Origin of the sequence: Candidatus Mesenet endosymbiont of Agriotes lineatus (assembly GCF_964019585.1) — a bacterium.
Classification (GTDB): Bacteria; Pseudomonadota; Alphaproteobacteria; order Rickettsiales; family Anaplasmataceae; genus Mesenet.
Genome location: NZ_OZ026454.1, coordinates 601,564 through 622,491 on the forward strand (window position 1 = coordinate 601,564; position 20,928 = coordinate 622,491).

Annotated in this window: 15 protein-coding genes, 1 tRNA gene and 1 pseudogene; 9 read left to right on the top strand and 8 right to left on the bottom strand. The window is 32.2% G+C overall.

The window, feature by feature from the left end; translation table 11 throughout:
* Positions 1 to 10: 10 nt before the first annotated feature.
* From nusA to AACL19_RS02880, 4 genes are all read right to left on the bottom strand, one after another.
* Positions 11 to 1,516 (bottom strand): transcription termination factor NusA, encoded by a 1,506-nt coding sequence (gene nusA / locus AACL19_RS02865; protein ID WP_339046490.1) that lies wholly within the window; start codon positions 1,514 to 1,516, stop codon positions 11 to 13.
* 162 nt (positions 1,517 to 1,678) lie between these two features.
* The gene (locus AACL19_RS02870) at positions 1,679 to 3,652 is read right to left on the bottom strand and encodes a biotin carboxylase N-terminal domain-containing protein (protein ID WP_339046492.1); all 1,974 of its coding nucleotides are present in this window, start codon (positions 3,650 to 3,652) and stop codon (positions 1,679 to 1,681) included.
* A 714-nt stretch (positions 3,653 to 4,366) separates the two neighbouring features.
* Positions 4,367 to 4,891, bottom strand: a complete 525-nt coding sequence (locus tag AACL19_RS02875) for a hypothetical protein (RefSeq protein WP_339046494.1) — start codon at positions 4,889 to 4,891, stop codon at positions 4,367 to 4,369.
* Positions 4,892 to 4,996: 105 nt separating this feature from the next.
* Positions 4,997 to 5,536, bottom strand: coding sequence for a cytochrome c family protein (locus AACL19_RS02880; protein WP_339046496.1), 540 nt, complete (start codon positions 5,534 to 5,536; stop codon positions 4,997 to 4,999).
* 166 nt (positions 5,537 to 5,702) lie between these two features.
* On the opposite strand from AACL19_RS02880, the gene AACL19_RS02885 reads away from it, so the two are divergent.
* From AACL19_RS02885 to AACL19_RS07040, 3 genes and pseudogenes are all read left to right on the top strand, one after another.
* Positions 5,703 to 6,986, top strand: a complete 1,284-nt coding sequence (locus AACL19_RS02885; protein WP_339046498.1) for a hypothetical protein — start codon at positions 5,703 to 5,705, stop codon at positions 6,984 to 6,986.
* 52 nt (positions 6,987 to 7,038) lie between these two features.
* Positions 7,039 to 7,803, top strand: coding sequence for an alpha/beta hydrolase (locus AACL19_RS02890; protein ID WP_339046500.1), 765 nt, complete (start codon positions 7,039 to 7,041; stop codon positions 7,801 to 7,803).
* Positions 7,804 to 7,872: 69 nt separating this feature from the next.
* Positions 7,873 to 8,350: pseudogene (locus tag AACL19_RS07040) on the top strand (IS256 family transposase); the annotation flags it as partial.
* 51 nt (positions 8,351 to 8,401) lie between these two features.
* Here the strand turns inward: AACL19_RS07040 and AACL19_RS02900 are convergent.
* From AACL19_RS02900 to AACL19_RS02915, 4 genes are all read right to left on the bottom strand, one after another.
* Positions 8,402 to 8,797, bottom strand: a complete 396-nt coding sequence (locus AACL19_RS02900) for a holo-[acyl-carrier-protein] synthase (protein ID WP_339046502.1) — start codon at positions 8,795 to 8,797, stop codon at positions 8,402 to 8,404.
* Positions 8,797 to 10,071: a proline--tRNA ligase gene (gene proS / locus AACL19_RS02905; RefSeq protein ID WP_339046504.1), complete on the bottom strand. Its 1,275-nt coding sequence runs from the start codon at positions 10,069 to 10,071 to the stop codon at positions 8,797 to 8,799. The genes AACL19_RS02900 and proS overlap by 1 nt, the downstream gene beginning before the upstream one ends.
* Before the next feature lie 124 nt (positions 10,072 to 10,195).
* Positions 10,196 to 11,980 (bottom strand): hypothetical protein, encoded by a 1,785-nt coding sequence (locus AACL19_RS02910; RefSeq protein WP_339046506.1) that lies wholly within the window; start codon positions 11,978 to 11,980, stop codon positions 10,196 to 10,198.
* A gap of 222 nt (positions 11,981 to 12,202) precedes the next feature.
* Positions 12,203 to 12,276, bottom strand: a tRNA-Asp gene (locus tag AACL19_RS02915).
* Positions 12,277 to 12,482: 206 nt separating this feature from the next.
* Between AACL19_RS02915 and AACL19_RS02920 the strand changes: the two genes are divergently transcribed.
* The 6 genes from AACL19_RS02920 to glyS all read left to right on the top strand — a co-directional run bounded on the left by AACL19_RS02920 (position 12,483) and on the right by glyS (position 20,870).
* Positions 12,483 to 13,841, top strand: coding sequence for an amino acid carrier protein (locus AACL19_RS02920; protein WP_339046660.1), 1,359 nt, complete (start codon positions 12,483 to 12,485; stop codon positions 13,839 to 13,841).
* The gene (locus AACL19_RS02925) at positions 13,838 to 15,301 is read left to right on the top strand and encodes an amino acid carrier protein (RefSeq protein WP_339046508.1); all 1,464 of its coding nucleotides are present in this window, start codon (positions 13,838 to 13,840) and stop codon (positions 15,299 to 15,301) included. Before AACL19_RS02920 ends, AACL19_RS02925 begins: the two co-directional genes overlap by 4 nt.
* A 16-nt stretch (positions 15,302 to 15,317) precedes the next feature.
* The gene (locus AACL19_RS02930) at positions 15,318 to 17,060 is read left to right on the top strand and encodes an ABC transporter ATP-binding protein (protein ID WP_339046510.1); all 1,743 of its coding nucleotides are present in this window, start codon (positions 15,318 to 15,320) and stop codon (positions 17,058 to 17,060) included.
* A gap of 109 nt (positions 17,061 to 17,169) precedes the next feature.
* Positions 17,170 to 17,907: a phosphatidylglycerophosphatase gene (locus tag AACL19_RS02935; protein WP_339046512.1), complete on the top strand. Its 738-nt coding sequence runs from the start codon at positions 17,170 to 17,172 to the stop codon at positions 17,905 to 17,907.
* Positions 17,908 to 17,953: 46 nt separating this feature from the next.
* Positions 17,954 to 18,805, top strand: a complete 852-nt coding sequence (locus AACL19_RS02940; protein ID WP_339046514.1) for a glycine--tRNA ligase subunit alpha — start codon at positions 17,954 to 17,956, stop codon at positions 18,803 to 18,805.
* Positions 18,795 to 20,870 carry a glycine--tRNA ligase subunit beta gene (glyS, locus tag AACL19_RS02945; RefSeq protein ID WP_339046515.1) on the top strand — a complete coding sequence of 692 codons (2,076 nt, stop codon included), beginning with the start codon at positions 18,795 to 18,797 and terminating at the stop codon, positions 20,868 to 20,870. The genes AACL19_RS02940 and glyS overlap by 11 nt, the downstream gene beginning before the upstream one ends.
* The last annotated feature ends 58 nt before the right edge of the window (positions 20,871 to 20,928 follow it).

Sequence of the window (20,928 nt, forward strand, 5' to 3'; positions counted from 1 at the left end):
ATCCACTCAATTAATTGTTAAGCAATCCAGATTTTTTACGTGCCTGCATTATTATTTCATTTACCTCTTCACCTAAAGAAAAACGAGAAACTATGCTACAAAATTCGTCATCAGACAAACCTGCAAGATCATCTATAGTCTTAATACCTTTATTATATAGTACTATTATATCACTCACTTGAAGGTGAGGAAGTTCTCTAATAAATTGATCTACCCCTAATTCTTCTAACTTAGCTTCGTTATCATGTTCTTTATTTTTTAAATATTGCACTGCCCTATCATGCAGTGCAATAGCAATTTCCTCATTAAACCCTTCAATTGATGTAAGATCAGAGATAGGTGCTTGAGCAACATCTTCTACACTCAAAAAACCTTCTGTAATAAGTAGTTGCCCTATAATTTCCTCTACATCTAGGGCATCAACAAACAAAGTCAAACCTGTCTTTAATTCTTGTGCTCTTTTTTCTGAATTCTCTTTATCACTTAACACATTTATTTTCCACCCAACAAGTTCCGAAGCCAACCTGATATTCTGACCACGCTTACCAATTGCCATACTTAATTGATCTTCAGGCATAACCAATTCTATGTAGGATTCATCTTCATCAATAATGACTTTCAATACTTTTGCTGGAGCTATTGCTTCAACAATAAATTCAGCTAAATTTGTAGAATGCCTGACCACATCTATTTTCTCATCATTAAGCTGAGATTTTATATTCTTAATTCTATAGCCTTTAATACCAATACACGTTCCCACAGGATCAATATTTTTATCAAAAGAAGAAACTGCAACCTTAGTACGAGAACCAGCATCTCTAGCTATTACTTTAATAACTACTATCCCATCATAAATTTCAGGTATTTCCTCTTTAAATAATTGTTCTACAAAACCTTTGTGTGTTCTAGAAAGAAAAATTTGTGAACCATAATCTGCACTTCTTACATCTTCAACATAGGCATTTATATTATCACCCTGACGAAACACCTCACCCTTAATTAGATTGAATGATTTTAGATAAGCTTCATTACCATTTATATCCACAATTAAACCATTATATTCAATTTCTTTTACCCTACCACGAACTATAGTACCAACTCTATCTTTAAATTCTTCATACTGCTTTCTACGTTCTTCTTCCTGTATTATTTGCTTTATTCTTTTTTGAGCAATTTTTGCTGAGGTATAGCTGATATCTATTGGTGGTAGCTGCTCTTGTATAACTTCACCAACTTTAGCATCTTCCTTAATCAGTCTTGCTCCTGACAAACTAATAAAGTCACCATCAAAAGGGTCACTATCTACAACTGTAACTTCTCTAAAGAGAGATATTACACCAGTTTTTCTATCTATAGAAGTTACAATTTTATAATTACCGTATTTCTTACGCGCTGCAACTTCAATAGAATCTTCAACTGCTTTAATTATAGTTTCCAGCTGCAAACCCACTTGCTCTGCAGTTTCCTTTGCTGCTCTTAATAATTCTGCGCTATTGAGATTACAGGGAGTAGACATAGTAAAAATAAGTTTAATTAATATTAACTGAGAATAAGTGCTTAGTGTAACTTTTAAAGTTGTTTTTAGTCAAGTTTTTTCTTACTGCACGCTTACTTAATAAGAATAATACAGATTATAAAATTAAAAATATGTTAATATATATTTTATAATTCCTAAATATCATTCTAATTTTATAAGGAGGTCACCAGTCCTTATACTTTCTCCTTCCTTTATTGCAATCGTTTTTATTGTTCCTTTTGCTTCTGCATGTATTATATTCTCCATTTTCATTGCTTCTATTATACAGAGTGATTGGCCTATTTCTATCTTTTCACCTTGACCTACACATAGTTTAACAACCATTCCCGATATTGGGGCTTCAATATCCAATATGTTCTTATCTTCTTTAGATTCTAGCATAAATTTATTAAGATTTGCAATACTAGGACAATAAACAAAGCACTGTGCCTTCATACCTGCACTGCTGAGCAGGTACATGTTTTTATTGATACTAACTTTTACATTCAGAGCATGATCATTAATGATAACTTGCAACAGCCTATAACTTATATTCCATCTACTATTGACTGAATGTTCATTATGATTATATATCGCTAAAAGAGTGGTGCCATCATACTTTACCCTTATGTTATATTCATTTTTATCCACACACACTGACAGTGAATCATCTATCTCTTTACAAGAAACCCAATTACGATATTCATTGCTTAAATAAATATACAACGAAACAAATATAAATATCTGGACAGATTCTTCAGTTAAAATATCACTATGAAAACCATTAGGATAAAATTCTGAAATAAATCCAGTATGCAATTTTGCTGCTATAAAAGCTGGCTGATGAAAGATTGACTCAAGAAATTCAATATTATTTGCAATGCCACCAACGTAAGACTCAGATAATGCTTGCTGCATACAGCTTATCGCTTCCATTCTATCTTTTCCACATGTAATAATCTTTGCTATCATTGGATCATAGAACATACTCACTTCTGCACCGGCAAAAACTCCGTCATCTATTCTTACGTTATTGCTTTCTTTCGGCATGTTATAATACTTTATACGTCCGCTAGCAGGGAAAAAGTTCTTTGCTGGGTCTTCAGCATAGATCCTACTCTCTATTGCCCACCCATTTAATCTTATATCTTTCTGGCTAAATCCTAACTTTTGCCCACAAGCTATTTTTAGCATTTCTTCAACTACATCAATGCCTATAACTAGCTCTGTAACTGGATGCTCAACTTGCAATCTAGTATTCATCTCTAGGAAATAAAATTGTTTATCTTTATCCATGATAAATTCTACAGTACCTGCAGAAAAGTAATTGACTTGTTTCGCTAAAGATATGCATTGCTTATACATCTTTTGCCTTATTTCTTCAGTAACAAATGGACTTGGGCTTTCTTCTATTACTTTCTGATTATGTCTTTGTATAGAGCATTCCCGTTCTCCTAAACATACAATATTGCCGAATTTATCACCTAGAATTTGTACTTCAATATGCCTTGGCAACTCTATATACTTCTCTATAAAAAGATTACCATCTTTAAAATTTTTCATTGCTTCGTTAGTTGCAGAATCAAACGCTTGAGCGACTTCTTTTATTGACCTTACAATTCTCATGCCTTTTCCCCCACCTCCTGCTGCAGCTTTAATTATAATTGGAAAACCAATTTGCTGAGCTATCTCCTCAGCGTGAGCTATATTTAAAATCGCACCAGTATAGCCAGGAACTACATTTACTCCTGATTTTACAGCAACTTCCTTGGCTGTTATTTTATTTGCCATGGCTTTTATTGCCTCAGTGCTCGGTCCAATAAAATCAATGCCAAACTTTTCAAGAGCAAGAGGAAAGTGTTGATTTTCAGATAAAAAACCATAACCAGGATGAACTGCTTGTACCTTAGTATCAACCGCAACTTTACATATTTTATCAATATCTAGATAACTTGCGCATGCAGGTGATTGTCCTATATGTACCGCTTCATCTGCAAGTTTTACATGCAACGAACTTACATCGGCATCAGAGTAAACACAAACACATGATATACCCATTTTATGAGCGGTCTTGATGATTCTACAGGCGACCTCACCTCTATTAGCTATCAGTATTTTGCTATATTTTTTAAGCATTTATATAATTTAAAGACATTTAGTAAACCTGTGCTTTAAAGGTTTACATTTGTATATATCTGCTAGCAAGTAATTTTTTATTTTAAAACTAAAGTATACTATTTTAAACTATTTTTTGCTAATTAAAAAAAATTTTTTCCTAGGCTCTGTGAACAGCCATGAAATTTAAAAATCCTATAAAAACCATTTATCGAATCTGCAAAAAATCCTGCTGAAATTTTTTATTTTTCCGAATTACTTGTACAAATGTTTATCATTGCACTTTCCTGCTGGAGGAATTTGCATTTCTTATTTTTAAGACTGGCTACAAAAGTATATAGCCTTTATCAGCTACTACAGTGGAAACATTTTTAATCAGATTTCGTTCCTTTGTCCTGCTTTTTAAGAATGCAAAAATTTGTTCCTATTTTGTCTCTTGTATGTATTCGGTCCATATTAATTCATGGTTAAACTGTTTTATATTTTATCTTATATAGCTGTTCACAGAGCTTAGTGGAAATGCCTTGTATGAACAATGTGCTATAAAGAAGGCAAATGTTATATCAAATTGGGCTTTTCCCAGCTTCTTCCCAGAAAATTGAGCTGCACTAAAAATTCAGTTGACGTAGTTTGTCGCTGGAAAATCATAATTAGATATTTTTTCGGTCCATTAACATCTGCTAAATGATTTAGTTTTATTCAAATTAAGTAAGGTTTAGATTAGTAATATAAGCATTACCTCATCTTAACGTGACACAAACAACATGGGAAAAGAGAAACTATTATGTTCTTCAATGAGGTTTTAGCTTTGTTCTCATTACTATTTATTACAATATCATTAACATATTCGTATGTATGTTCATCTTGATTATTGCTCGAGCTATTAACATTTTCTCCGCTTGATAAATGCTGATGTTCTTTATTAGTACTAACCTCATTTGTTCTATTTTGAGTAACTTGTATATCTTTTTGTGTTCCTTTTAATATTCCTTCAAGATTTACATAGTTACAATCGTTTCCAATCATACTCATATAACTATTACTATTTGTTAGCTTTAAATCTAAAGGTTTTTCTTTTACAAGTATAAGCGCTATGGAGTGAGTACCACTACCTTGAGATATAGAATAAAGCTCATTTGGTTTCAGTCTTTCATGTAACAAATGGCTTCGTAATGTTATATTGCCGGCAGGATCAGTAAATATATCAGCATAACCCCTATGTGTATTTTCTCTTTTATCTTGTTGATTCTTGCCTATCATGTATATCCCCCTTTCATCTAATATTTTAGAATTATTACGATAAAAAACAACCTTACAACTAATAATTTAATAAAAAGCTATCACTACAGATAGCTAATCAGACTATCATTCAGTTTTTTTAGGTAAAGGTACAGGATTATTGCTCGTAGAACGCAAGTAAGAAATAATATCTGCTATTTCTTGTGGTTTGGAAATACCAGCAAAAGCCATGCGCGTTCCCTTAATATAAGATCTAGGGCTTCTTAAAAATTCAAATAATTCCTCATATCCCCAACTCCCTTCTTTTTCTAGCATTGGTTTAGAATAATTGAAAGATCCACCTAAATGAGCTTTTTTATTGCCAACTATATTCCATAGATTAGGCCCAACCCTGTTTGGTCCACCTTGCTCAAAAGTATGACATGCTATGCATTTTTTGGCTGCTACCTTTCCTTTTTCTGCACTGGCGCTCTCCATTAAAACTGCAATATCCAAAATTATATCCTGTTGACCAGTGACGCTATTGGCAATTTCTATTTTTTGGCTTTCTATAACTGTGTGCTCAGCGGGATTATACAGTACATCAACAATATTACTAATTATCATAATAACAAGTGCTGAAAATAAAATTGCACCTGCAATTTTGTTTAACTCAAAGTTATCCATACGAAAAGTTTTAATTTTTACTGTAACAAATTAAGAAATATCAGTCAATAAGCACTTTACTCTAATATATTTTAATTATATCATATTATACTAAATTAATTAGTAATATTCTAAAAAATACAAGCTGTTACTAATTGGGGAGAATGTATTAGCAATTGGGGGTAATATGAATTATAGGAAGTTGTGTAAAAGTCTATTAGACCGCTTATATGAAAGTTTGGTCCCTTGGTTCTGTGCATTACAGGAAATTAGAGATCATTTAAGAGATGATCAGAATCAGGAAGAGAAAAAGTCACTAGATGATTTACATGATCAAGGACTCATATGGATTGAACAGTTGGACAATATTCGGTGTGATCTAAGTAATAGCGAAGCTCAAGATGAGGAACAAGAGCCAAGGTTATTATGCAGTCAGCTATGTGACCTTATAAGTGAAATATCTTCACTTGAAGTGACAAAAGCTAATCAAATAGCACAAGATAGTCAATATGACCGAGTATTAAAAGATTTAGGTGCGCAGTTAGAATATAAAGAAGGGGAACTACAAGATCTAAAACAATTCATTACAGATAGCAATGAATTGTTAGATAAGTTAGCAGAGGAAACAAGAGAAAAAGAAAATAAAAGAGATAGGCTAACAAATGAAACAGAAAAGATATACAATCAATCAAAAAAACTAGAAAAAGAAATAGCAGCAAAAGGTGAGTATTCAAAAAAGCTAGATGAAGAAATATTAAATGCAGAAGAAGTGTTTAAAAAGTTGAAAACAAGGAATGATCTGATGCAACGACAATTAGAAAATCAAAAAGAGAAAAATATAGAGAAAGAGGAGTCTCTAGCAGAATTAAAACAGGAAGAAGAAAACGAAAGAAATCGGTTAAAGGCTTTAGGAGATCAAGTGGCAGTGCAGTATAAGCCCAATATTCTAGAAATAAAATCGGACTCAGATAGTGAAGCAGGGGAATTAACGTCTATACAATCAAAAGTTATCAGTCAATCAAATTCTATAGAGCAACTTGCATCTACACTAAAATCTCTGCGAGATGAGTTACGGGACGATATATCACAAAATGATTCATATTGGGAAGATTCTATAAAGTGTCCACAAGATAGCACAATAAGCTCAACAACACAAGAAATGTCAGACAAGGAAACTCAAACATTAAATACACAAAAAAGTCACGACAGAGGTATGAAATATACAGTATTTTTTACTATTCCTTTTGCTCTAACAGGTGTGTCTTTAACGATTATTCCACTAATAAAATCAACAGAAAATGATACTATTTTTCTGTCAGTGGGGTTATCATTTTCTGTATTAGCTATTGTTTGTCTTGTTGCAGTAACTCTTTATAATCATTATAGTGAGCCAATTGCAGGTTTAGCACTGCCCAAAGAATTAAATGATAATTCTTTGGGCATCATTGCCCAAGATTATACTATAAATTAGATTTGAGTTAGGTTAAAATAGTTAACTTACTATATAGGTTTAAGAAATAAAAATGATAGAGTACCATACTGATAAAAACGGCAACCGTATAGCATATAAAAAAGTTAAAGGAACAAGAGCATCTGTAATTTTCTATGGTGGCTTCGCCTCTGATATGAACGGTACTAAGGCAAATGCTTTGTATGACTTTTGCCAAAAATCTAACATAGAGTTAACACTACTTGATTATCTAGGGCACGGAAATTCTAGTGGTAATTTTATTAATTACACAATAAGTGACTGGCATGGGAACTGCTTGGAAGTCATGGAAAATCTAACTTATGGTAAACAGATAATCATTGGTTCAAGTATGGGAGGGTGGCTTATGCTCATGACAACGTTAAGTGTACCTCAAAGAGTATCGGCACTCATCGGAATAGCTACTGCTCCTGATTTTACAGAAGATTTAATATTTAAAAAATTATCAGATAAGCAGAAAGATGACCTATCTTCTCTAGGAATAATAGATTTTCCTTCAATTGAAGAAACAAAACCTCAAGAGAAGCTTAGTGACTGCAGCTATAAAATTACAAGGGATTTAATTGAAGATGGTAGGAAGAATTTACTACTAAATAAAGATAATATAAACATTAGTTGTCCTGTACGATTGTTACATGGCTTGAACGATAAAGATATACCATATCATTATTCTATAACTTTAGTAGAAAAAATAACATCAAGTGATATAGAAGTACATCTGATTAAATCAGCACAACATAACATGTCAGATGATTATTCACTTAATATAATATTTAAAACTCTCAATGAGTTTATATAGTTTTAAATTTCAAATTTTAGTATCGTCTTGATCTACGACCATAAAATATCAGCGACAGACTGATAAATTATTACCAACGAATGGTGCAGTTGTCCGCTGCAGTATCCAATAGGGTTTATGTTGTCAAAGCTAAGGAGTTGTGTAAGTAAGTGCATATATTAGGGATAGATCAAAGCTTGGAATGATCTAAAAGAGCAGAGTGTATTAAAAAGCTCCTACATCAATAAACAGCATATTCCCCAATGCAGAAGTGTATAAAACTCACTAAAATATGTATCCAGCAAAAATGGATGATTTGAAGAAAATATATCAAATAGGCTGAATTGGAAGAAGAGTGGGACCCTATGGTGCTGAAATCCTGGCAAAATAATTGGGATTTTAAGATCCGGTTAGGTTTACACTACCAATCCCCATAGAAATCAGGAAAAAACCAATTTACTAGTATTTGTATAAGCAGGTGATATAAACAAAATATTGGACTATATCAAATTGGGCATTAACCATCTCTCAACTTGATATCTTCTTTCCTAACAGATTGAAAATTTAGTTGAGCTGAAAATTCGGTTTGGCATAATTTATTAAATACTCTCAGTAATTACTAAGCTGTTATTTCTTTACTTTGTAGTATAATAACATAAGCAATAGCATAGTCACCATCATCACTAAGTGATACTTTTATAATATCATTTTTTGATAGAAGATTAGGGATACTATTTCTGATAGTAATATTGGGCCTACCATTTTTGTCATTGCTTATCTCGATATCCTTTATATTTATTCCGCGAAAACCAATTCCTAATGCTTTAACAAATGCTTCCTTTGCAGCAAAACGTTTTGCAAAATGTCTAACTTGCATCCGATAATCACTATATTTATGGCTATCTATTATCTCCTGCTCATTATATACTCTAGCTAAAAATTTTTCTTTATACTTTTGCCAGATGTTTTCTATACGGGGAATATAAACAATATCTATACCATTACCAATTAGCATCACGTACTTCTAAAGTGCTTAATTACGGCATCAACAGACATAAATTTTGTTTCTCCTGCCCTTTTTTTTACTTCAATTAAGCCTTCACCTATAAACTTTTTGCCAATAATGATCTGCCATGGCAGCCCTATTAAATCCATTCTTGTAAACTTAACTCCAGCACTATCTTTAGTTTCGTCATATAATACTTCATCAGTTGGTAAATTGCTATATATATAATTTGCAGTCTCAGTGCATGAGTTATCTCCTACTTGTAAATTGATCAGTCCTACTTTAAAAGGAGCTACAGCTTCTGGCCATTTGATGCCATTCTCATCGTGGTGAGCTTCAATTATCGCTCCAACCAGCCTTGATATCCCTATACCATACGAACCCATATGTATTGGTACGTTTTCACCACTTTCTAAACTAATTTTTGCATTCATAGGACTTGAATATTTATCGCCAAAATAAAAAATATGCCCAACTTCTATTCCCTTACTTTTGCTTAAATTTTCAAAAGATATTGGGCACTTTTTTGGATCATACATACCCTCAGAAACTGCATATATATTTTTTAACTCTTGCACATCTTCATTTTCCAGTAATTGAGAAAATCGACTATCATAATATATTGTATCTTCACCAGTTTCAGAGAGTATATGAAATTCATGACTTAAATTCCCTCCTATTGGTCCCGTTTCAGCTTTAACAGCAATTAGTGTAAGACCCATGCGCTTGAAGATTTTAATATATGTTTTATACATTAGATCATATGATTTTTCTGCATCTTCTTGATTTTGATCAAAACTGTAAGCATCTTTCATTAAAAATTCTCTGCTACGCATAACACCGAACCTTGGCCTTACCTCATCACGAAACTTCCATTGCATTTGATAAAGAAGAAGAGGTAAATTTTTATAGCTTCTTATAACTCCACGTATCGCATCAGTTACAACCTCTTCATGAGTTGGCCCAAAGAGCATGCTACGTTCATTTCTATCTTTTATATGTAGCATTTCACCTCCATAGCTATCATAGCGACCGGATTCTTGCCAAAAACTAGCTGGTTGAATACAAGGCATAAGTACCTCTAGTGCTCCTGACTTATTCATTTCCTCTTTTATTATAGATTTAATTTTATCAAGCACTTTAAGACCTAAAGGGAGCCAAGTGTAAATACCAGATGCTATTTGTTTGACTAAACCTGCACGCAGAGAATATTTATGTGAAGTTATTTCTGCATCACTTGGGTTCTCTTTTAGTGTTGGTAGATGATATTGCGACAGGCGCATAAGCAGTATTTTAAAATTATTACTTTTATACTGCTTCTCTTAAAATTATTCTACTTTTTATTAGCCAAAAATAATGAAAGTATACAGTCAAGTTGCTATTTTAATAAATAACAACTTTTCCTAATTATCCACCAATAGTAGGTGTATGTGGTTTATTCTCTATTTTAAAATCTGTGAGTTCAGTGTGTGGCTTATTTTTTTCGATATTTGCTTTTCTCTCTTTTAAATTATACAACTCTTTTAAAACTTGATCAAAACTTGTATTTTTTCCTTCAGTAGTTTTGCCTTCTGTTACAGTACGCTTTTTAGGATTAACTTGAGAAGTCATATCTCGTTCTTTTCCAGAGGTAAGTTTTGCCTTCTTTAAATCATCCTCTGTAGGCATTGGTGGTGGAGTTGGAACACCATTACTTACAGTGCAATAAAACATAGATTGCTTTGCTTCTTGTGCTTTAGGTACTTCACTTTGGATAGCAAAAGGTTTTTTACTAGACGTTGGTGAAGAAGATGGCGAAGGGGTTGTCGTTATCTTCTCAAGTTCTCTTTTAAATCCTTCTGGTATATTTAATTTATTAGGTCTGTTAGTGTCGAATCTTCTTGCTGATTCTTGAGTGCTATCTAACCTTGAGGATTTCACTTCCTCTTTAAAGCGCATTTGTTTTATAATATTTTGAACTGGTGTTTTTTCCTCTTGAGCTTTAGCTTCAAACTTTTTCGCTATATCTTTAACATTACCTGCAGATTGTAGTTCATCTCTCCTAACATCAAATTTATTTCTCAACTCTTCAGCTTTTTTAAAAGAAGACTCTCCTCTTTGTGGTACTAATGGTGCAACTTTCTTCTGATTAGCAGAAGTACCTGCTTTACTTAAAACCCTTTCAATAACTTCTTTAGAAGGTTTTGGTGCTACTTTAGGTTTTTCACTAATTTGTGCTCTTTGTGGCTTAGGTAAGTCATGTATTTGAAGATGCTGAGGAGCATTATACTCCACTTGATATTCAGTTTTCAATCCTTCAGCTGCAGCTTTTTGTTGTTTTTTTAGCTGACGAACTTCTTCTGCAGATACATAAATAGGTTCATTTTTTACAGAAGCATAATCAGGGTCAAAAGCAACATATTCTGATTTTTGCTTCTGCTCCATGCGAGCCTTTTGTAATAATGCATAATGTGGTTTACCATCTTTCATTGGAAGATAAATTGGGTCAGCTTCTGTTTGATTAAAACGACGGTCAGTTACATCAGTAACAGCATAAGGTGACACTTCAGCTATGCTATTTTCAATACCTTTTCCATATGCATCCATTAGACTATTCAATTCCTTGTTAAAAGAATCAACTATCATGTGAAATTGATCTTGTAAACTGTTCAGTTCCTCTTTTGGTTTACCCAACCTTTCCTTCTCCATTTCTTTAAACACTTTATTTGCTATTTTAGTAAATAAAAATCTTAATAATTTTACTATTGGTTTTGTTTTTGACCTTTCCTTAAGTTTCTTTTGAAACCCTGTTTCTAACGCTTTTGATTGTTCCTTTGTCAATTTGATGGATTGATCAACATCAGTTATGTTCTTTTGAATTTCAAACGCCTGATTATTATTGCTTACAAATATGTTTTTTAGAACTTCCATTGAGTTTACAACATTAATATTTTCCTGTGTTGTTTTGCCAAGTGTTCGATTTTTTTCAAACAGCAGAACATCTTTTAATGCATCAAATCCTTTTTGATTTTCAAAAAAAGGTCTTATATTTTTATAAGATTCTTTGTATTGAGGTTGCTGTAATAAGCTTTTAATATTTTCTAAATCTTGCTCTATATTATTGACTTCTTTAACAATTTTTCTAATTTCATTATCAATGTCAGATATATTTTCATTGCCAGAATTAGTTGGTTTTAAATTAGTTGTAGTCATTTATTTCCCCATAATTAATTTAAATATTAATCAATTATGTAAGGAAAATTATTAATTATTGGTTAATTTCATTATATAAAACATGGAATATTATATAAAACTGGTATGCAATTTTACATACTATATAGTGTAAAACACAGAATTATGTACTAAATCTATATCTTATCTTTTACATTCTCAGTAATAGACACTCTTTTATTTTAAGATAAAAATATATTTATGCGGGAGTGACGAGGCTCGAACTCGCGACCTCAGGCTTGACAGGCCTGCGCTCTAACCAACTGAGCTACACCCCCTGCATTTCATTTTTAGTAACAAATATATAAAAATTTGTCAATTCATTCTTAATTAAAAGCATTGTGGAGTTTTTTTAAAAAAACTCAGAAATATTTACAAACTTCAATTTTTTAATATAATTTTAATTTTTATAAGCAAAATTTTGATTAATCCTATTAGCTTAAAAACACTAAACATCATTTCTATTTCAAATGGATTTAGCTCTATAGCTTTAAAGATCAATCACCTCCTTCAGTCTCTTTTATATATCAAAATATTCCACATTCCATTTGTAATTCTATGGGTAATATCAATAGGAATATTTTGCACTGTTAAATTTAAATTTGTAAATTTCAGTTTATTTAAACATGGCTTGCTTGTGTTACTCAGTAAGGATAAAAAACATGATGGTGGGCAAATTACACACTTTCAAGCATTTTTTACTGCAATATCTGCTACTGTTGGTCTTGGTACAATATCAGGTGTAGCAATAGCGGTCAGTATTGGCGGGCCTGGAGCTATTTTTTGGATGGTCATAACAGGATTACTTGGCATGTCAGTGAAATTTGCTCAAGTGACATTAGGCTTAAAATATCGTACAAATGAGGATAGAACTGGTGGGCCTTTTCAATATATGAAGTATGGGTTAGCAGAAATTGGCTTACCAAAACTGGGAGTAGCGATCGCACTTACTTACGCTATTTTTTTAATTATTGCAATGATTTGCGGTGGCATACCTTTTCAGGCTAATCAAGTAGCAGCATTGTTTAATAACCTATTCCAATACGATAAAAGCTTTATTGTGCCTTTGGTGCTGTCTTTACTGGTGTGGCTTGTCATCATGGGTGGGGTTAAACGCATTGCTAAAGTTGCAACAAGTCTAGCACCTATTATGACTGTTTTGTATATCATAGGATGCATATTAATTATTTTTATGTATAGAGGTATGCTGCCCAGTGCCTTATATTCAATAGTGTCTGGTCTTTTTGGTAAGACAGCTATAGGTGGTGGTGTTATAGGAAGCCTAATTGCTGGGGTAAGAAGATCAGTATTTGCCAACGAAGCTGGCACTGCAACAGCAGCAATTGCTCATTATGCCACACAAGAAAGTGAGCCAGTACGAGCAGGATGTGTAGCAATGATTGGGCCATGTATCGATACAATAATAATTTCATTTTTAACTGGAATTGTTATTCTGGTTACTGGTTTCACTGCACAAAATAATAACATAGAGGACATAGTGTTAATCAAATCAATTTTTTCATTAATATCACCACTTTGGGGATATGTAATTTTTCCTTTTATCACACTATCATTTGCATTTTCAACCATAATAGCGTATTCATATTATTGTGAGGTTGCCTGGGTTTATGTATTTAATAGTAGAAAGAGTATAATTCTATGTCACATTTTAATATTGATTCTGATATATATCAGTGGTTTATCACAAGATGTTAAGTTGATTTCTTCTCTAGGGGATACTCTGTTTATGTGTCTTACCATTCCTAATTCAATTGCAATTTACTTGCTAAGCAAGAAAGTAGGCAATCAATTAAATTCTTATATTCAGAAAGGACTGTTATGAACAAAATCTTCAACATATTTATCACAATTCTTTGTTTACTCGCTAAAAATCTACATGCCTGTGAGCTACATTTAAACTATGATACAGTTTTAACTAAGATAAATAATTTTATTAATGCAACACTATTTTTTAAAATACTTGGAGTCCCATTTATAGTATTAGTATTATCTCTAGGTGCATTATTTTTTACTCTGCGTTTTAAGTTTATTAATATTAGGTTATTTAAGCACGCATTTGCAATTCTTGTAGGAAAATATGATGAAGATCATCATGAGGGAGATATAAGTCACTTACAGGCATTTGCATCTGCACTTTCAAGCACAGTTGGCTTAGGTACAGTTGCGGGAGTTGCTATAGCTATATCTCTTGGAGGACCAGGCGCAGTGCCATGGATGATGATTGCTGGTTTTTTTGGCATGTCACTTAAATTTTCAGAGGTAACTTTAGCATTTAAATATCGTACTAAAGACTATGATCAGCTTTTTAGCGGTCCTTTTAAGTATATGAGATACGGCTTAGAGGAGATAGGCTTCAAAAAATTGGGAATAGTTCTTGCTTCAATTTATGCATGTCTTTTAATATTATCAGGGCCACTAGGTAGCGTAGCGTTTCAAACAAATCAAATGATTGCCATTATTTTAGGAAATTTTGATTTTATAGATAACAACATATGGTTATTTTCTTTAATTATCACTGCTTTACTCGGTCTTGTAATTATAGGTGGCATAGAGAGAATCGCCAAAGTTGCATCCTCGCTTGTACCTGCTATGTCAATAATATACATTTTTAGCTGTATTGTAATAATCATATTTAATATTGATAAATTAGGTGATGCATTTCTACTTATGTTTCATGGTATGATTGATGCTAAGTCCGTAGGCGGAGGAGCTGTTGGAGCTTTTGTCGCTGGTATTCGTCGTGCAATATTCGCTAGTGAAGCTGGTATGGGATCTGCAGCTATTACACACGCAGCAACAAAAGATGAAGAGCCAGTAAGAACAGGTTTTGTTGCAATGATAGAACCATGTTTTGATACAATGCTAATCTGCTGTTTAACAGGACTTATAATTGTCGTAACTGGTGCATATCAGTATGCAGGAGATGGAATACTTATGACCCGTAAAGCTTTTGAAACTGTCTCTTGGTGGTTTCCTATACTTCTTACAATAGCCGCACCACTGTTTGCATTTTCTTCTGTTATAGTTTTTGTGTATTGCTGTGAGATGGGCTGGCTGTATTTATTTAATGCAAAGAGCCTAATTTTTTATCGTATTATTGTACTTGTAACAGCTTTTTTCTCTGGGATTTCAAAAAATATAATCAATATAGCAAGTATAGGAGATGCACTGTTTATTTGCTCTGCCATCATTAACATGGTAGCACTTTTGTTTTTAAGTAATAAAATCGGTGGTGAAGTAAAACTGTATCTGTCAAAATTAAAAAATCAAACTGCTAAATAGTGTGTACTAATCTGCAATGAAAAATATTAAAGATGCAACTCTCAGAATGTTGTTTCAATACATTAAGCCATACATTACATATTTTATATTGGCTTACGTTATAGCAATAACATCATCTTTAGCAATACTTGCGCTTGGGCAAGGTATACAAAATCTTATCGATTTATACTCTACACACACTGGCTTGATGCTGATTAATAATACTGTGTTCCTTTTGTGTATCACGGTATTAGTTATAGGGCTTTCCTCTTTTTTTAGATTATACTTAGCAGGATACGGGAGTGAGAAGGTTATAGCAAAGATTAGATATGACCTTTACAGCTACATTATAAATTTACCACCGAGTTTTTTTGAAAATATCAGTACTTCAGATATAACTTCTGCTTTAACAACTGACACAGTTGCAATGCAGCCCATACTTTCTGGTAGTATGCTAACAATAGTACGAAATTTTATTACGCTATTCGGCAGTACCGTAATGTTATTCTACACTAGTTTTAAACTCACCGTATATACTATACTTATAATACCGTTTATTCTACTTATCCTTACATTACTTGGCAGAAAAACACGTATTTTATCACGTTTGGTACGTGATAAAATCAGTAATATGGCATCCTTCAGTGAGGAAACTTACTTGGGCATAGTAACAATAAAGTCGTTCGTTAGAGAGGAAAATCAAAAAAGAAATTTTTTCAAGTATGTAAATGAAATATTTAATTTATCTATAAAGCTTACTTTCTCCCGTGCATTGCTGGTTGCTTTGATCATTACTTTTGTTATAGGCTCAATAGGAATAATATTCTGGCTTGGAATCTACGAAGTATTACAAAACAACATGACTTCTGGAGCTTTATCATCTTTTATATTCTATTCAGTACTTGCCACAAGCTCAGTAAATAGCATAGGTGACAATATCAATGACATACACAGAGCACTTGGCGTTGCTGAGCGTATTTTTGAACTAATGTGTACCAGAAGTAGTATTATTTCTTCTGCTATTGCTACTAAGATAGCAGCAGTTTCAAAATGTATAGCTTTTAGCAACATTACCTTTTATTATTCATCTAAACAACAACCCGCTTTAAATAATATATCATTTGCTATCAATAAAGGAGAAACTGTCGCACTTGTGGGGCCATCGGGCAGTGGAAAAAGCACTATTTTAAAGCTTCTGTTGCGTTTTTATGATCCAAATGAAGGTAACATTACAATTGATGGAATTGATATAAAATCATTTACATTAGAGAGTTTGCGTTTCTTATTTGGCCTAGTGCCACAAGATCATACAATATTTTCGTGCTCAATTATTGAAAATATACTTTATGGCAATCCAGATGCTACTTATGAAGAAGTAAGGCAAGCGGCAATAAGTGCCTATGCATTAGAGTTTATTGATAGATTACCTAAGAAATTTGAGTCATTTGTTGGCAATAAAGGACTAAAATTATCTGAAGGACAAAAACAGCGTATAGTAATAGCTAGGGCAATATTAAAAAATCCACAGGTGCTTATACTAGATGAAGCAACTTCTGCGCTTGATTCAGAAAGTGAATATTTTATTCAAAAAGCATTAGGTAAGTTGATGAATAGCAGAACTACTTTAGTTATAGCTCATCGTCTTTCTACAATACTTAAAGCTGATAAAATTATTGTAATCAATGATGGTAAAATAGAGGAGGTAGGAACACATAAGTCACTTATGGGACAAAATGGGTTGTATTCTAAGTTAGCAAAATTGCAGTTTCGTTGTAGTTAGCTTCCGTTTTACTTTCATTACAAGCTGTAAAAAATATTAAAAATGAATAATAGTCAAATATATTGTTTTATGTTAAATACAAGGTAGAAAGTTATATTAGACCAAGCAAATGAAGAGTTTTAGATTAATCGGTAAGATAGTAGGAAAAGTTTTTCCTGCTAAGATAATAAGTACTTTTTTTGGTATGGGGTATCTGCCAATTTGGCAAGAATATTGGGCCTCTTTTTTAGCGTTAGTCATCTCTTATATATTACTTTATCTTTCATATGGGTCTTTTTTGCTATTATACGATATTACCGGTATTGCTTTTGTAGTTACAATATTCTTTTTAAAACTTTCAATTGTCTTCCTTGCTCTTCAAACTATTGCAGTCTTTATTTTTCAAATAAATAACCCTAGTGCAAACAGTAATGAAAACATTGTTGTGCATATAGTGTTAGCACAACTATTTGTGGTAGCCCTTGCAATGCCAGCAACACTGGCGATATTTCATAGTATGGCTGGTTTTTATGATCAAATATGTAAAAAAATGTTCATATGTCCCAAGTGGATAAATTCTTTTATTTACTTCTGCATATTCTTTATAATTCCTTATATATTTTTTAATATCATAGTCATGATAAAACCATGGCCAATTGTTACAATACAACTTCATTATAATAATGTATTGTCAATTACAGCAGAAGGAGCTATTTACATGCTTTATACAATAGTACTCATATACTTAGTAGCATGTATATTTTTTGACTTGACTATACATGACGCTAATATTTTTAATCGATATATTTTCAATAATATTAAAGCTCTAAATGCCGATCTTTATAATATATCAAAAAAGCTTGTTTGATATTAATTGTGTATATATAAAATACATGTTTTAAAGATATATAATAGTGGATTTTCAAAATATTATTAAAGTTTTAGAGGGTTATTGGCAAAAGCATGGTTGTTTAATAATTTGTCCTTATACAACAGAGGTAGGTGCTGGAACTTTACATCCTGCAACAGTTATGTCTGCAATGAGTGATAAACCAGCAAAGATAGCATATGTACAACCAGTCATTAGACCTGCCGATGGTCGTTATGGACAAAATCCAAACCGTCTGTATCAACATCATCAATACCAAGTAATAATAAAACCTTCAGTAGACAATCTGCAAGGCTTGTATTTAAAAAGTTTATTAGAGCTTGGAATATCAACTAAAAATTATGATATTAAATTTATCGAAGATGATTGGGAAAATCCAAGTATTGGTGCATGTGGTCTCGGTTGGGAAGTAACGTGCAATGGGATGGAAATAACACAATTTACATATATTCAGCAAGTTGGAGGGATAGACTGCAGTTCTATTGCTGGAGAAATCGCTTACGGTTTGGAACGCCTAGCAATGCACGTACAAAAAGTAGATAATGTTTATGATATAAAATGGGATACCTCTGGTATAACTTATGGAGATATATTTAGACAAAGGGAATATGAGTTTTCTAAATTAGCTTTAGATTATCATGATACTGAGGTGTTAAATCAGCAATTTTCAGATGCAGAGAAACTGTGTTTGTTTTTAATAAAAAATAATATGCCACTAGCTGCGTATGATCAATGTGTTAAAGTTAGCCATTTACTTAACTTACTTGATGCTAGAGGTTATTTAGGAGTAAATGAACGTGCGGTATACATTGCACGCGTGCGTGAACTTGCAAGACATTGTTGTAAATTGTATATGGATAATTCAAATGCTTCCTAATCTATTATTTGAATGTATTATGGAGGAGATTCCTCCAAAAATGCAAAATAATGCTGTAATTCAAATAAAAAACTATATAGATAGTGCTTTAAATAAAGGTAATATTAGATGCCAGTCTACTTACGTCTTTATAACTGCACGTCGCTTTGTAATACTAGTCAATAAACTAGATGCACAAAAATTAGACGAAGAAATTAAAGGCCCAAATATTAACGCATCAAAAAAAGCAATAGAGGGTTTTCTTAGAAAAACAAAAAAAAACATAGATGAATTGTTAGTGCGTGAGATTAAGAATGAAAAGTTCTATTTTGCTTGCAATATCAATACTCAAATAAATTTAGAAGAGTTTTTTAAAAAAGTTTTAGAAGAGATGTTAAAAGGTTTTCCTTGGCCTAAATCAATGCGTTGGGGAAATGTGAAAGAGAGGTGGATAAGACCAATACAAAGCATGTTATGTATTTTAGATGATAAAGTAATACCTGTTATATTTGCAGATGTTGTAGCTTCTAATGTTACTTTTGGACACCGGTTTCTCTCAACAAAGAAATTTAATGTAAGTAAAACAGATGATTATTTAAATTTCTTAGATGAAAATTATGTAATACTAGATCAAAATAAAAGAAAAGAATATATACTCAAGCAAATCCGTAAATTTGAAATTGATAATAAATTACAGCTTGAAGCAAATGAAAAATTATTAGATGAGCTAAATGGTTTAGTAGAATACCCAATTGTTCTATTTGGTAAAGTTGGTGATTTTGATTTACCTATAAAAGTAATATCAAGCGTAATATGTAGTCAACAGAAATACCTTATACTTAGCCGCTGTCAAGATAATGAGAAAAAGATATCTTATTTTGCAACCGTGGTGAGTGTTATAAATGATCAAGTGATACAGGGTTACGAAAAAGTATTATCAGCAAGGCTGACTGACGCTCAATTTTTTGTAAATCAAGATAAAAAATATAATCTTGATTACTATAGCAATAAGTTAAACTTAATATCATTTCATGATCATTTGGGGAGTGTTGCAGAAAAGGTAAAGCGTATTACTGCGCTAGCTAAGTACATTGCAATATGGGTACCTCTTGCTTCTTTATTAAAAGTTGAATGGGCAGCAATGCTTGCAAAAGCAGATCTAGCAACATCTATGGTAAGGGAATTCCCAGAGTTGCAAGGAGTAATGGGTGGGTATTATGCCAGTTGTTTTAATGAAGACAAAGAAGTAATAGATGCTATAACTAATCATTATTTGCCACTTGGTCCTAAACAGAATTGCCCTTCATCAGCCACAACAATTGCTATAGCTCTTGCGGACAAAGTGGATAATCTTATAGGGTTTGCCATAGCTGGAGAAAAGTTTTCTAGTTCTAGTGATCCTTTTGCACTGAGAAGGAACGCCATAGGTTTAATACGAATAATACTTGAAAATAATTTAAATATATCGATTAATCTACTATTAGATAAATCAGCTTCATTATACCCTAAATCTCTATTTAGCAAAAAGTTTGAAGGGCAAAAATTAAGCAAAAAACAAGCAGTAGAAATTGTATTTAGGTATTGTTTGGAGCGCTTTAAAGTTATTCTAAAAGAAACAAATATTCCTAAGAATATCATTGAATCTATTCCTATTGAGGGCAAAATAATTAATTTATTAAACATTAAGGAAAAAGCAATTATCCTTAATGACTATATTGAAACTGATAATGGAAAACGTATTTTAAGTACTTATAAGAGAATTAGTAACATGCTTAGTAAGTCCCATGCAATTTATCAGCCAAAAAAACTAAACAAGCTGATGCTGTATAGCACGAAATCATTGATAGAAAGAGAAGAAATAGCTTTATTAAAACATATAAAATCCACTTACAAAAACATGAAATGCATAAAAGATAATTTTATTGTTACACTTGATGAGCTAGCAGGATTTCATTCAATTGTAAACGATTTTATGGATAATATTCAAATTAACTGTGATTCTGAGAAGTTAAGAAGAAATAGAATAGACTTAATTATCGCTATACATCAAGTCTTTAATTTAGTAGCTGATTTTAGTAAAGTCTAAAAACACTAAACCTAAGCGTTAAAAGCGTAAGTTATATCAAAAATGCCTAAGTTGGGTA

Coding starts and splice junctions, on each gene's coding strand:
- nusA (WP_339046490.1), bottom strand. CDS start 1,516: ATGTCTACTCCCTGTAATCTCAATAGCGCAGAATTATTAAGAGCAGCA.
- AACL19_RS02870 (WP_339046492.1), bottom strand. CDS start 3,652: ATGCTTAAAAAATATAGCAAAATACTGATAGCTAATAGAGGTGAGGTC.
- AACL19_RS02875 (WP_339046494.1), bottom strand. CDS start 4,891: ATGATAGGCAAGAATCAACAAGATAAAAGAGAAAATACACATAGGGGT.
- AACL19_RS02880 (WP_339046496.1), bottom strand. CDS start 5,536: ATGGATAACTTTGAGTTAAACAAAATTGCAGGTGCAATTTTATTTTCA.
- AACL19_RS02885 (WP_339046498.1), top strand. CDS start 5,703: ATGAATTATAGGAAGTTGTGTAAAAGTCTATTAGACCGCTTATATGAA.
- AACL19_RS02890 (WP_339046500.1), top strand. CDS start 7,039: ATGATAGAGTACCATACTGATAAAAACGGCAACCGTATAGCATATAAA.
- AACL19_RS02900 (WP_339046502.1), bottom strand. CDS start 8,797: ATGCTAATTGGTAATGGTATAGATATTGTTTATATTCCCCGTATAGAA.
- proS (WP_339046504.1), bottom strand. CDS start 10,071: ATGCGCCTGTCGCAATATCATCTACCAACACTAAAAGAGAACCCAAGT.
- AACL19_RS02910 (WP_339046506.1), bottom strand. CDS start 11,980: ATGACTACAACTAATTTAAAACCAACTAATTCTGGCAATGAAAATATA.
- AACL19_RS02925 (WP_339046508.1), top strand. CDS start 13,838: ATGAACAAAATCTTCAACATATTTATCACAATTCTTTGTTTACTCGCT.
- AACL19_RS02930 (WP_339046510.1), top strand. CDS start 15,318: ATGAAAAATATTAAAGATGCAACTCTCAGAATGTTGTTTCAATACATT.
- AACL19_RS02935 (WP_339046512.1), top strand. CDS start 17,170: ATGAAGAGTTTTAGATTAATCGGTAAGATAGTAGGAAAAGTTTTTCCT.
- glyS (WP_339046515.1), top strand. CDS start 18,795: ATGCTTCCTAATCTATTATTTGAATGTATTATGGAGGAGATTCCTCCA.